The organism is Streptomyces nojiriensis (assembly GCF_017639205.1).
Taxonomy (GTDB): domain Bacteria; phylum Actinomycetota; class Actinomycetes; order Streptomycetales; family Streptomycetaceae; genus Streptomyces; species Streptomyces nojiriensis.
The window spans coordinates 481,784-494,157 of the sequence record NZ_CP071139.1 but is presented as its reverse complement, the minus strand read 5'-3'; the positions used below and the strand labels follow the sequence as shown (position 1 = coordinate 494,157).

Here is a 12,374-nt window from a genome sequence, read left to right as displayed (position 1 = left end):
GGGCTGCCCGGCGTCAGGGGGAGCTCGGGGTGATGTGGGTGGTGGGTGTGTTCCAGCCCGAGATCCGTACCCGGAGTGCCGCGCCGGCCGCGTCGCCCGTCCGGTGGTCGGCCGTCAGGACGGCACTCTCACCGGGCCAGAGGGTGATCTGATTGTCGTTCCAGCGGACCGGCAGCACGGGTGCGTCCCGGCCGTCGACGAGATGGAGATCGGTCAGCAGCGCGGGCGTGTTCCCGCTGCCGGTATTGCGGACGGTGACCGTGGTGGTGGACATCGAGCCGGCGTGGCGCGTGGTGCGGGCGGTCGCGGTCACGGTGGCGGCCGCGAGGGAGTTCAGGCCGGTGAGGTCGCCGTAGCCGGTCGTGGGGGTGTGGTACCAGTCGGTGGCGTCGTAGTCCAGGACGTCGGGGCGGGTGGAGAGCCAGTAGACGTTGCGGCTGACTTCGCGGCCGGCGCCGTCGGTGAGCGTGAGCCGGGCGAGGTACGTGGCATCCGGCCGGTCCGCGGCGGCCCGAACGGCCGGAACGGTCAGCGCGGTGGTCCTCGCGCCGTCACCGCCGACCCGCAGTCCGCGTACGGTGCGGTCGAAGAGGGAGGTCCCGTCGGTGTCGAACAGGGTGACCCGGGCGGTGAGACCGGAGGCGGCGGCCGACCGGCGGTTGATGACGGCCACGGTCCGGTCGTCGTAGGAGTACTGGATGTGCAGGGGCTCGTTGGCCTTCTTCGCGCCGTAGTAGGCGCCGCCCCGGTCGAGGTAGCGGTCGACGAGCTGCCAGTGCAGGGAGGTCCAGCCGCTGTTGAACATCCAGTAGACGAGCCCCGTCGACGGGTCGGCGGGGTCCGTGGCGTTGCGGGCGTAGGCCTCGAACTGGGCGCGGACGTTCTCGTACTGGCCGAGCTGGGCCTTGGCCACGTAGTCCCGCAGGCTGCGCGGCGCGCCGTAGCGGCGCGTGAGGGCCTCGTTGAACAGCTTCAGCGTGTTGTAGGTGGGGGAGGGGGAGCGGTGGTACTGGGGGGCGGCCGGCGATGTCCACAGGGTTTCGAGCTCCGCGGGCGAGAGCGTGCGGCGCAGGGTGTCGAGGGTGGGGATCGAGGGTCCGGCGCTCGTCTCGGAGTTGAAGCCCGTCGCGCCGCCTTCGCGTTTGTCGTACCAGTACGAGGGCGGGACCCAGTCGTAGGGTCCGGTCATCCGCATGCCCGAGGGGCCGCTCAGGGCCGTGGTGACGGCGGAGGCGGCCGGAACCACCGGGGTGGGCCAGTCGGCGGCGCGCAGGGCGTCGAGGTAGTCCCGCTCGGTCCGGGCGTCGGGTGCGAAGTCGCTGCCGATGAGGAAGGACAGGATGCTGGGATGGTCGCGCAGCCGGGCGGCCTCGGCGGCCATGGAGGCCCGGGCGGTGAGACGGTCGGCGGCGTTCCACTTCTCGCCCGAACCGGTCGGGTTGACCGGCCCCTCCCATTTGTCGCAGCACTCCCAGCCGGGCAGCACCAGCATTCCGTGCCGGTCGGCCAGGTCGAAGAACTCGTCCGGCTCGATATGGCCTTCGAGGCGGAAGGCGTTCAGACCGGCGTCGAGCGCGGCCTTGATCCGGTCCTCCGCGGCGGTGGTGTCCCAGCGCAGCAGCTCGTCGGCCGACCAGCCGGCGCCCCGGATCAGGAGGGGGCGGCCGTTGATCGTGTACTGGCGGGCGCCGGCGGAGTTGAGGGGGGCCCGCACGTCACGGATGCCGAAGGAGTGGCGGACGGAGTCCGAGCGGCTGCCGGCCACCGCCGCCGTCAGGTGGAGCCCGTACAGGTTCTGGGGTCCCATACCGGCCGGCCACCACAGGGCGGGCCGCTGCAGGCGCAGTTGCCGATGGCGGTCCGGGGCGAAGACGAGCGCACGGGTTTCCCCGGCGCGCAGGGTGACGTCCTCGCGCAGCACGATCCCGGACCCGCCGATCCCGGCACCGCCGACGGCGGCGGTGACGGTCGCGGTGACGGCCTCCCGCGAGTCGTTGCGGACCCGCGCCTTCACGGTCAGCTCGGCCGGGCCCGATTGCGGGCCCGATGCCGGGGACGGCACGTCCAGGCCGGTCACCACGTGCGCGTCGTGCAGCGAAACCGGCCCCCGCCGGTGCACCAGGACATCACGGACGATGCCCATGTTGGCGTCGGGCGGCGGCTGCAGCCAGTCCAGCCAGCCCAGTGTGAGGTGTTTGCGCGGATCGTTCGGCTGGATCCGGAAGGCGACCGTATTGGTGCCGGCCCGCACCAGATCGGTGACGTCGAGTGCGTGGTGCGTGTACACACCGGCCACCTCGGCCGCCGAGGCGACCTGCCGGCCGTTGACGTACACGTCCGCCGCGGAGACCACCCCGCTGAAGTCCAGCGAGGTGCGCTCCGAGGTGCCGGGAAGTACGAAGTCGCTGCGGTACCACCACGGACCGGCGAAGTCACGGCGCGGGATGCGCTGCTGGTCGGTGGAGTAGAAGGGGTCCGGGTGCGTGCCGTCGGCGACCAGCGCGGCGAGCACCGTGGAGCGGGGCCCGGCCCGGTGCCAGCCGGTCGCCGCATAGTCGGGCGTGGACACGGCGGCTGCCGTGTCGGGCACCTCGGCCGCCGACCGGATCGCGTACCCGGTCAGCGCGGCGGTCCCGCCCGGTGCCACCGTCGTCGCGGCGGGAGCGGAACCCGGACCGGCCGGGCGGCGGGGGGCTGCGGCCGAGGGTACGGCGGCCGGGGCGAGCAGCAGGCCCAGCAAGGCCAAGGCCACGGCGGCCGACCGGAGTCGCCGGGTGTGAGCGGGGCGGGGGAGTTGGGACACGGTGGTCTCCGGGGGGAGCTGGTCGGACGTCCACGTGACGCGAAGATCAGGTAACGGACCGTAACGCACCCGACCCGCAGGACGGTCCGTCACGCCCCTACGGCGAGCCGCGCGCCGCCGGCCGCGCCCCGGCCGCGCCCGCTCCCGACCGGGCCCGCCGCACCGCCGGGCCCGGGGCAACTCCACTCACAGGGCGGGGGGTTGCAGCGACCTGCCGATGCACGTGCCCCTGCCGCGTGTCGGTGCGCACGGTTACTGTGGCCACATGATCACTGAGGCGGGGGACACGAAGATGCCCGAGAAGATCAGTACGGCTGTGCGGATCATGATCGGGGGCGGACCCGCCGTCCTGGCCCGCCCGGCCGGGGCCCTGCTGGTCGACGATCGCGGCGGGCCGTTCCATCGAGGCGTCCTCGCCGATCTCGGCCACACCCCCGATCAGCTGCGCCATCTGAACGCGCTCGGCTTCGACCCCTACGCGTACGCCGCCCCGGCGGAGCGGGTGCCCACGCTGGCCGTCCGGTTGTGGCTGGACCGGCTGGCGGCCTCCGGCCCGGTGATCGACGGCGCCGCCGAGCTGGCCGTGGACATGGAACGCCGCCTGGTCGCAGCCATCCACCCCACCGGGGCCGCCGAGCGGCTGATCGTCGACGTGGACGGCATACCCACGCTCGCCCCCGGGCTGCCCGCGCAGCTCGCGCCCGGCACCGGTCCCGCACTCCACTCCTTCGACCGGGCGGCCGGCGTACTGCTGGCCGAGCTGGTCGGGATGGGGCCGGCGGCCGGCGAGGCGGCCGCCGCGCTCGTCGACGTACTCGACCGCAGGGGCGGCCCGGCGGACGTGCTGGCGCTGCTGGACCGCGTCGACCCGGCGCTGCTCGACCCGGCGCTACTCGCTCCGGTCGGCGCGCCGATCGAGGCGATCCGCGCGTTCGCCGCCTTCCTGCGGGCCTCCGAGGACGGCGCCGGACCCCTCTGCTTCGGCGACGAGCTGGTACACGGACGGATCGCGGCAACGCTTGCCGACAGCTGGATCGTGGCCGGCGGCGGAGACCACGCGCTGGCCACGGCCGAGGCGCTCCTCGCGGGGAACCCGGCGGCCCGGGTGACCGTGGTCGCCGCGTCCATCGGGACGGCCGCGGCCAATACGGCGCGGTACTTCGAACTGCGCCGCCGCCATGTCGCGGACGACGGCGGTGACGGGCGGCTGGAGTTCCGTACCGGGGCCGAGCCCGGCGCGATGACCGTCACCCGTACGGGCCGCTATGCCGAGGGCGGGGTGGAGGCCGACGGGTACGCGGCGGCGGCCGGGCGGGCCCGTACGCTGCCGCTCGCCGTGGGCAGGCTGGTGCGGTGGGCGCGGGAGCGTCGCGGGCAGGTCACCGGCAGCCTGCTCTTCGACGCCGACCGGCAGTACCTGGGCTACCGGCTGCACTTCGCCGCCGAGGGCCTGCTGCACCAGGTGGACGTCACAGGCGCCGCCTCCTGGTTCCTGCCCGCCGAGGTGTTCGCCGTGGAACTGGCCCGTCAGGTGGAGCTGATGGGGGAGCGCGCCGTGCCGCCGGAGTCGGGCAGCGCTCCCACCGACCTGGGGCCGGTCGCGGAGCAGGCGGCCCGCCTGGCGGCCGCCCGGCAGCGGGGGACGGTGCGGGAGACCCGGACGATGCCGGAGGGGTGGGCGTAGCCCACCCGACCGGACGTCGTGTGCGGACATCGACCGGCGGCGGAACAATATCTGTGTTCGCGCGATGAGAATGAGACGAACCACGCCATGAGGCTTTTTCCTGCGGCGGGTGTCGTGAAATGTTTCACCGTACACGGTGTGTCGATTCGTGCTACTGTCGATCTCAGTTGCAGTTGTGGTTCCCAAAACTTCAAGTGCCCCGGCGGGTGTCTACACCCCTGGGGGTACTTTTATTTTCCGGTCATTATCGGACGGGGTAATCATCGCGGCGACACGGAATCCGCACAGTGTGGATCCCGATGTACTGCCCCAAAGGAGATATGACATGGCTACTGGAACCGTGAAGTGGTTCAACGCGGAAAAGGGCTTCGGCTTCATCGAGCAGGACGGTGGCGGCGCTGACGTGTTCGCCCACTACTCGAACATCGCCGCCCAGGGCTTCCGCGAGCTGCTCGAGGGCCAGAAGGTCAGCTTCGACATCGCGCAGGGCCAGAAGGGCCCGACGGCCGAGAACATCGTTCCCGCCTGACGCTGACGCGCACTTCGTAGCTGGGGCCCGCATCCTTCGGGGTGCGGGCCCCAGCTGCACGCATTTTCCGCCCCGCCCGGCCCGGCCCCGTACCGGCCGGCCGCGGGGACGGCGCCGAGGAATCCGCAGCCCCCTGTACGCGGATCACGCCCCGGCCGACACGCCGGTTGTGCGCCCTGACGGCGTCGCCTCTTTTTCCGTACCTGCACCCGCCAGGATCTCCGGCCGGGCAGGTCCGCTTCGAATTTTCATTCGGCCCGTTTCTTGCAATTCTCCGCGCACTGCACGCCTGCGGGAATTCCTTGATATGCGCCGTATCGAGGAAGGTTCCGCATGAACCGCACGCGCACCAACGACCGATTCGCCCGTACGCGCAACAGCACAGCCGGATCCGGCAGGAGCGGCGGCCGCTTCGGCGGTTCCGCCCCCAGTCGTTCCGGCGGCCCGAGCCGTTCCGGTGGCGGCCCGAGCCGCTCGGGCGGGTACGGCCGCAGGCCCGCCGCGGTGCAGGGCGAATTCGCCCTGCCCAAGACGATCACGCCCGCTCTGCCCGCCGTCGAGGCCTTCGCCGATCTCGCCATGCCCGCGGAACTGCTCGCCGCACTCACCGCGGAGGGCGTGACCGTACCGTTCCCGATCCAGGGAGCGACCCTGCCGAACTCCCTGGCGGGCCGCGACGTGCTCGGCCGCGGGCGGACCGGCTCCGGCAAGACCCTGGCCTTCGGGCTGGCCCTGCTGGCCCGTACGGCCGGGCAGCGCGCCGAGCCCCATCAGCCGCTCGCACTGGTCCTCGTACCGACGCGTGAGCTGGCCCAGCAGGTCACCGACGCCCTCACCCCGTACGCCCGCTCGGTGAAGCTGCGCCTGGTCACCGTCGTCGGCGGGATGCCCATCAGGCGGCAGGCGAGCGCGCTGCGCGGCGGCGCCGAGGTCGTCGTCGCCACGCCCGGCAGGCTGAAGGACCTCATCGACCGCGGGGACTGCCGGCTGAACCAGGTCGCGACCACCGTCCTGGACGAAGCCGACCAGATGGCCGACATGGGCTTCATGCCCCAGGTCACCGCCCTGCTCGACCAGGTGCGCCCCGAGGGCCAGCGCATGCTCTTCTCCGCCACCCTCGACCGCAACGTCGACCTGCTGGTGCGCCGCTACCTGACCGACCCGGTCGTCCACTCCGTCGACCCGTCCGCCGGCGCGGTGACGACGATGGAACACCACGTGCTGCACGTACACGGTGGTGACAAGCACGCCGCCACCACCGAGATCGCGGCGCGCGACGGCCGCGTCATCATGTTCCTGGACACCAAGCACGCCGTGGACCAGCTCACCAGCCACCTGCTGAACAGCGGAGTGCGGGCCGCCGCCCTGCACGGCGGCAAGTCGCAGCCGCAGCGCACGCGCACCCTGGCGCAGTTCAAGACCGGGCACGTCAGCGTGCTCGTCGCCACGAACGTCGCCGCCCGCGGCATCCACGTCGACAACCTCGACCTGGTCGTCAACGTGGATCCGCCCACCGACCACAAGGACTACCTGCACCGCGGCGGTCGTACCGCCCGTGCCGGGGAGTCCGGCAGCGTCGTCACCCTGGTCACCCCGAACCAGCGCCGCGACATGGTGCGGCTCATGGCCGCCGCCGGGATCACCCCGCAGACCACCCAGGTCCGCTCCGGCGAAGAGGCCCTCAGCCGGATCACCGGCGCCCAGGCCCCCTCCGGCATCCCGGTCGTCATCACCGCCCCGGCGGCGGAACGGCGTGAGCGCAGCGGTTCCGCCCCGCGCAACCGCCGCCGTCCCGCCCCGGCCGGCGCCCGACGCAGGCCGGCACGGCAGTCCGCCGCCGGCTCCGCAGCGTGAACCCTTCTCCTTCCCCCCTGTGAGGCACCATGCGCGTCGTCATCGCCCGCTTCCCCTTCGACCTGACCAAGAGCGGGGTGCTGGAGTCGATGAAGGGCGTCAAGCCCGAGCCCGTCGACGGTGAGTCCGTGATCATCGGACGCCGGCACTACCCGGTCAAGCAGGTCGGTCAGGTCGTCACCCGCCAGGACCGGCGGGACTTCAGCGCAGCCGAGGTCGTACGGGCGATGACCCTGCTCGGGTTCACGTGCCGCGGCCTGCCGGAGGCCCCCGCCACGCACACTCCCGCGGGCGCGGCCGGGGCCGGCCTCACCGCGTTCCAGCGGGCCTCGGCGATGCTCGGCGAGCCCGCGCCCGTATCGGTTTCCGTCTGACCGCACAGCACCACCCGCACAGCACGTGAGGGCCCGACCGGCACATCCGGTCGGGCCCTCACGCGTTGTCCGGGAGCAGATCCCTCATCGTCGGACACAAGAAAATCTATCCCCGTCACGGTAGACATCCCACTCCGACGTGCCTAAGGTTTCTCGCATAGCGACTCCCGAGCAAGGGGAGGAGGCAGACACCATCAGGATCGCCCGGGCAGGAGTACACGGCTCGGGTACCGCACGACCCCCGAACGGCAGGTGGTCCCCGGTCAGGCATTCGCGATCCCCGCACTCCCGCCCGTCTCCAGGGCGCGACCGCGGAAACAGAAGGTCGGCGCAGCGCTGAGGCCGACAGATGGTGTTGAATTCCCTTCAGGGCCTTGGTGCCGTACGGCACCAAGGCCCTTCGACGCGTTCTAAGAAGAGGTGCAGATGACAGCGGATGACTCGCTCGGCGGCCGGCTGGACGACGATGACTACCCCGCCTACACGATGGGCCGGGCCGCCGAACTCCTCGGCACGACCCCCGGCTTCCTGCGCGCCATCGGCGAGGCCCGTCTGATCACACCGTTGCGCTCCCCGGGCGGTCACCGCCGGTACTCCCGCTACCAGCTGCGGATCGCGGCCCGCGCCCGGGAGCTCGTCGACCAGGGCACCCCGGTCGAAGCCGCCTGCCGCATCGTCATCCTGGAGGACCAGCTCGAAGAGGCCCAGCGCATCAACGCCGAGTTCCGCCGCGCCGCGAGCGCCACGCGCGACGACTCCCGCTGAGCGCCGACCTGCGCCGGAGCCGCGAGCGGGATATCAAGGTGCTTGAGGGCGGGCGCGAGGTCCGACGGACGCCACCCTCCCCCCGCGGTGAGGAGAACGCGTCGTGGAGTTCGAGGTCAATGGCACCCGGCACGCGGTGGACGTCGACGACGACCCGGCCGCCGTGGACGTGCTGCGGGACCGGCTGGGTCTGACCGGCACCAAACTGGTCTGCGCGGGCGGGGTGTGCGGGGCCTGCACGATCCAGGTCGACGGTGAACCCCGCGTGTCCTGCCTGACCCCGGCGGTCGCGCTGGCCGGCCGACAGGTGACGACCGTGGAGGGCCTGTCCGGTCACCCGGTCGGGCGTGCCTTCGCCGGCGAGGACGCCCTCCAGTGCGGCTACTGCACCCCGGGGTTCGTCGTCGCCGCGGCGGCCTTCTTCGAGCGGTGGCGAGCCGACCACGGCCGCACCCGGCCCGGACGGGAGCCGATCGCGGACGCGCTCGCCGGCCACCTGTGCCGGTGCGGTGCGTACGAGGGAATCCTCGGCGCGGTGGCCGCGGCCTGCGCGGGTGACTACGACACGGCCCCGACCGGCGGGGAGGCACCGGCGGTTCCGCGCACCGAGGCTCCGCAGAAGACCGACGGATCGGCCCGCTACACCACGGACCTGCGCCCCGAGGGACTGCTCGAAGGGGTGATCATCCGCTCGCCGCACGCGCACGCGCACGTACGCTCCCTCGAAGCAGGGGACCTGCCCCTCGTACCGCTGCTGCCCCCGGACGGCGTGGTGCGGTACGTCGGACAGCCGGTGGCCGCGGTCGCAGCGCCGGACCGGGCGTCCGCACGGGCGGCGGCCGCCCGGGTCAGGGTGGACTACGAGGTCCTCCCGGCGGCCCTGGACGTACGTCAGGCCCGGACCGGCGAGGGCCCGTTGGTGTACGCGGACAAGGCGGCACGCAAGCGGGCACCGGGCTCCGGCGAGACGCCCCAACTCGTGCCCGCCCGCTGGCGCGGCAACCTCCGGGGCCCGTCCGCCATGAGCAAACGCCCGGCCACAGCCGTGCGCCGCATCACCGAGGCCCGCAGCCGCACCCCCGAGCGGGTCGTGGAAGGTGTCTACACCACCGCCGCGCAGACCCACACCCCGCTCGAACCGCACGCCTGCCTGGCCCACTGGATCGACGGCACCCTCCACCTGGAGGTGTCCACCCAGTCCGTGAAACGCACGGCCGAACTCGCCGCCGAACGCTTCGGCGTGCCCGTCGAACAGGTGGTGGCACGGGCCGTCCACGTGGGCGGCGGCTTCGGCTGCAAGATGGGACTGACCTCCGACGTCGTCGCCGCCGTCGAGCTGGCCCGGCTGCACGACGCCCCGGTGCGGGTGGTGCTGGACCGGGACGAGGAACTCACCGACGGCGGATACCGGCCCGGCGCCCGGATCCGGCTGGCGATGGCCGCGGACGAAGCCGGCGATCTGAGCGCGCTGGCCATGGACGCGGACAGCGACGGCGGCGTCTCGGTCGGCGGCACCGTGGCGGCACTGGCCCGGTTCATGTACGGCAAGGCCCCCCGCCGGCTCCGCGACTTCGACACCGTCACCCACCGTCCGCCGGGCGCCCCGTTCCGCGGCCCCGGCGGACCCACCATGTGCTGGGCCCTGGAGCAGGCCGTCGACGAGATGGCCCACCGGCTCGGCCAGGACCCGATCGCCCTGCGCCGCCGCTGGGACGGCAACCCCAAGCGGCACGCCCTCTACGAGCGGGCCGCCGCGCTCCCGGTCTGGTCGGGCCCCCGCGGCGGCACCGGCCGGTTCCGCCGGGGCGTCGGCGTCGCGGCGGCCAACTGGATGTACTTCCTCGATCCCGTCACCGAGGTCGAACTCACCGTCGAGGACGGCATCGTCGTCGCCCGGTGCGCCGTACAGGACATGGGCACGGGCTCGCGCACCGTGCTGCGCCGGGCCGTCGCCACGGCACTCGGCCTGCCGGAGGACAGGGTGCGCGCCGAGGTCGGCCACAGCGATGCCGTCCACGGCCCCATCTCCGGCGGCAGCCGCACCACGCCCTCCCTCGTGCCCGCCGCCGCGGACGCCGCCGCCCGGCTGCGCGACGCGCTCGGCGGCGATGACGTCGCCGCCCGGCTGGCCATGGCGCACGGCGTACGGGTGACCGGCCGACGCCCCCGCGACCGCCGGGGCTTCGTCACCCCCTTCACCCTGGGCGGCATCGTGATCGGCCGCGGCTTCACCGGATCGGTGCAGGTCGCCGAGGTCGAGGTGGACACCCGGCTCGGCCGCGTCCGCCCGCTCAGCGTGTGGAGCGGCATCGCCGCGGGTCGGATCCACGAGGACCGCCTCGCCCGCAGCCAGTGCCAGGGCGCTGTCGTCCAGGGCATCGGCTACGCCCTGTACGAGGAGCGGCGCACCGACCCGGCCACCGGGCGGGTACTGACCGAGAACCTCGAGGACTACCGCATCCCCGGCATCGGGGACACCCCCGAGATCACCGTCCACTTCCACCAGGAGGGCTTCGAGCACGTGCCCGGCGGCGGAGTCGGCCTCGGCGAGATCGCGACCCTGCCCACCGCGGCCTGCCTGGCCAACGCCGTCCACGACGCCACCGGCTGGCGCCCGTACGACATGCCCATCCGCCCCGACCGGCTCCTGGAAGGACTGGGTACGTGAGCACCGAGACCGCCCTCACCGACCTCTCGGCCGCCGTCCTGGCCCGCGGCGGGGAGCTGCGCGCCGGCGGCACCGACACCAGCGCCCGGCAGCGCAGCGGCATCTCTCCGGGGCCGTTCACCGACCTCGCCGGAGCCGGCCACCTGCGCGGCTGCACGCCGCTGCCCGGCGGAGGGCTGCAGATCGGCGCCCTGACGACTCTCGCCGAGCTGGCCGCCGATCCCCGCGTACACGCCGGCTGGCCGGCCCTGGCCCTGTCGGCCGGGACCGCGGCCACCCCGCAGATCCGCGCCGCCGGCACCGTGGGCGGCAACCTGCTGCAGCGCAACCGCTGTTGGTACTACCGCAATCCCCATTTCAGCTGCCTCCAGAAGGGCGGCCCCGGCTGCCCCGCGCGCCAGGGCGACCACCACTTCGGCGTGGTCAGCGGCGACGGCCCCTGCGTCGCCCCGCACCCGTCCACCCTCGCGATGGCCCTGCTCACCTACGACGCCGAGGTACACGTCCACGGCGAATCCCCGCGCGGCGTGGCCGACTTGTACGGCGATGGCGACCGGCTCTCCCACGCCGACCACCTCCTGCCACCGGACCGCATCCTCACCTCGGTCCACCTGCCCGCGCCCTGGCCCGGCGAACGCGCCGCCTGCCACCGGGCCATCAGCCGGGCCCACGCCGAATGGCCCCTGGTCGAAGCCACCGCCCGCCTGGTGCTCGACGGCTCCACCGTCAGGCACGCCGCCGTCGCGGCGGGCGGGGTGGCCCGCGTACCACTGCGACTCACGGAGGTGGAAGCCGCCCTGATCGGCCGCGAGGCCACGCCCGACGTCCTCGCCGCGGCCGCGGCGACGGTCCTCGCCCGCTGCCGGCCGCTGCCGCAGACCGGCTACAAGGCCGAGCTGTTCGTCAGCACCGTCCTGGAAGTCCTGGAACAGGCCCTGGGACCGGCCGCCGCCGGCTAGGTCGTCTCCAGCCGGACTCGGCTCTGTGCCTGCTGGAGGAGGGATATCTGCTGGGCGATCATGGCGGGCGGGAAGGCGCGTACGTCATGGCCGCCGACCGACAGCTTGGTGAACGTGGCGATGACGCTCCCGGTGCGGACCACCGTGTACTGGGTGACGTGCGGGCCCATCTCGCTCGGGGCCGTGATCTCGAACTGCACCGCCTCGTCACCGAGCTGCGGGGCCGGGTCGACCGTGACCGTGCCCTTGTACGTCGTGGTCGGCCCCGGGCTCTCGTAGTACCGGCAGGTGCTCAGACCCTCGCGGACCTCGGCGAACACCGCCACTGCGCCGGAGTTCCCGTAGGAGGCGAGCGTGGAGTTGCCGCCGTTGATGTCGTTCTTCCAGTTGAACGTCTGGTCGGCCACCACCGGGGACGGGCGGGAGGGCCGCCGGGCATCGGCGGCTTCCAGCATCCGTGCGCACGCGGGGTCGGAGGCCTCGGACTCCCGGTCCTTGCCCCGGGACTCGCGGACGGCGACGGGGTGCCCGTACGAGTCCGGGCCCTCCTCGGTCGGCAGCGCGGCCGCCACCAGCTGTTCGGCGGTCAGCGTACGGCTCACGGAAGTCGCGGCGGAAGGCGATGCGGCCGAAGGGGACGCGGCGGGTGCGGAGGCCGGGGGCGCGGATGCGGGCTTCGAGGGATTCGCGCTGCAGCCGGCGGCGGCCAGCGTGGCAAGGGCCACGAGCGCCGGCAAG

General features: G+C 73.3%; 9 protein-coding genes. 7 read left to right on the top strand and 2 right to left on the bottom strand.

Going from position 1 to position 12,374, the window contains the following annotated elements; translation table 11 throughout:
- Positions 1 to 13: 13 nt before the first annotated feature.
- Positions 14 to 2,803, bottom strand: coding sequence for a glycoside hydrolase family 2 protein (locus JYK04_RS02420; protein WP_189743431.1), 2,790 nt, complete (start codon positions 2,801 to 2,803; stop codon positions 14 to 16).
- 265 nt (positions 2,804 to 3,068) lie between these two features.
- Here JYK04_RS02420 and JYK04_RS02415 point away from each other — a divergent pair, with 265 nt between their 5' ends.
- From JYK04_RS02415 to JYK04_RS02385, 7 genes are all read left to right on the top strand, one after another.
- The gene (locus JYK04_RS02415) at positions 3,069 to 4,487 is read left to right on the top strand and encodes a hypothetical protein (RefSeq protein WP_189743429.1); all 1,419 of its coding nucleotides are present in this window, start codon (positions 3,069 to 3,071) and stop codon (positions 4,485 to 4,487) included.
- Between the two features lie 325 nt (positions 4,488 to 4,812).
- Entirely contained in the window at positions 4,813 to 5,016 is a 204-nt protein-coding gene (locus tag JYK04_RS02410; RefSeq protein ID WP_004986771.1) for a cold-shock protein, read from the top strand.
- Positions 5,017 to 5,349: 333 nt separating this feature from the next.
- Positions 5,350 to 6,870 (top strand): DEAD/DEAH box helicase, encoded by a 1,521-nt coding sequence (locus JYK04_RS02405; protein WP_189743427.1) that lies wholly within the window; start codon positions 5,350 to 5,352, stop codon positions 6,868 to 6,870.
- Between the two features lie 29 nt (positions 6,871 to 6,899).
- The gene (locus tag JYK04_RS02400) at positions 6,900 to 7,244 is read left to right on the top strand and encodes an SCO5918 family protein (RefSeq protein WP_189743425.1); all 345 of its coding nucleotides are present in this window, start codon (positions 6,900 to 6,902) and stop codon (positions 7,242 to 7,244) included.
- A gap of 426 nt (positions 7,245 to 7,670) precedes the next feature.
- Positions 7,671 to 8,009, top strand: a complete 339-nt coding sequence (locus tag JYK04_RS02395) for a MerR family transcriptional regulator (protein ID WP_189743423.1) — start codon at positions 7,671 to 7,673, stop codon at positions 8,007 to 8,009.
- Positions 8,010 to 8,112: 103 nt separating this feature from the next.
- A complete protein-coding gene (locus JYK04_RS02390) occupies positions 8,113 to 10,677 on the top strand; it encodes a molybdopterin-dependent oxidoreductase (RefSeq protein ID WP_189743421.1) in 2,565 nt (854 codons plus the stop codon).
- The gene (locus JYK04_RS02385) at positions 10,674 to 11,636 is read left to right on the top strand and encodes an FAD binding domain-containing protein (protein ID WP_189743419.1); all 963 of its coding nucleotides are present in this window, start codon (positions 10,674 to 10,676) and stop codon (positions 11,634 to 11,636) included. The genes JYK04_RS02390 and JYK04_RS02385 overlap by 4 nt, the downstream gene beginning before the upstream one ends.
- Here the strand turns inward: JYK04_RS02385 and JYK04_RS02380 are convergent.
- Positions 11,633 to 12,238 (bottom strand): hypothetical protein, encoded by a 606-nt coding sequence (locus tag JYK04_RS02380; protein WP_189743417.1) that lies wholly within the window; start codon positions 12,236 to 12,238, stop codon positions 11,633 to 11,635. The genes JYK04_RS02385 and JYK04_RS02380 overlap by 4 nt on opposite strands.
- Positions 12,239 to 12,374: the final 136 nt, after the last annotated feature.

What these genes read in the sequence shown, in the direction of transcription:
- JYK04_RS02415 (WP_189743429.1), top strand. Translation starts at nt 3,069, where the DNA reads ATGATCACTGAGGCGGGGGACACGAAGATGCCCGAGAAGATCAGTACG.
- JYK04_RS02410 (WP_004986771.1), top strand. Translation starts at nt 4,813, where the DNA reads ATGGCTACTGGAACCGTGAAGTGGTTCAACGCGGAAAAGGGCTTCGGC.
- JYK04_RS02405 (WP_189743427.1), top strand. Translation starts at nt 5,350, where the DNA reads ATGAACCGCACGCGCACCAACGACCGATTCGCCCGTACGCGCAACAGC.
- JYK04_RS02400 (WP_189743425.1), top strand. Translation starts at nt 6,900, where the DNA reads ATGCGCGTCGTCATCGCCCGCTTCCCCTTCGACCTGACCAAGAGCGGG.
- JYK04_RS02395 (WP_189743423.1), top strand. Translation starts at nt 7,671, where the DNA reads ATGACAGCGGATGACTCGCTCGGCGGCCGGCTGGACGACGATGACTAC.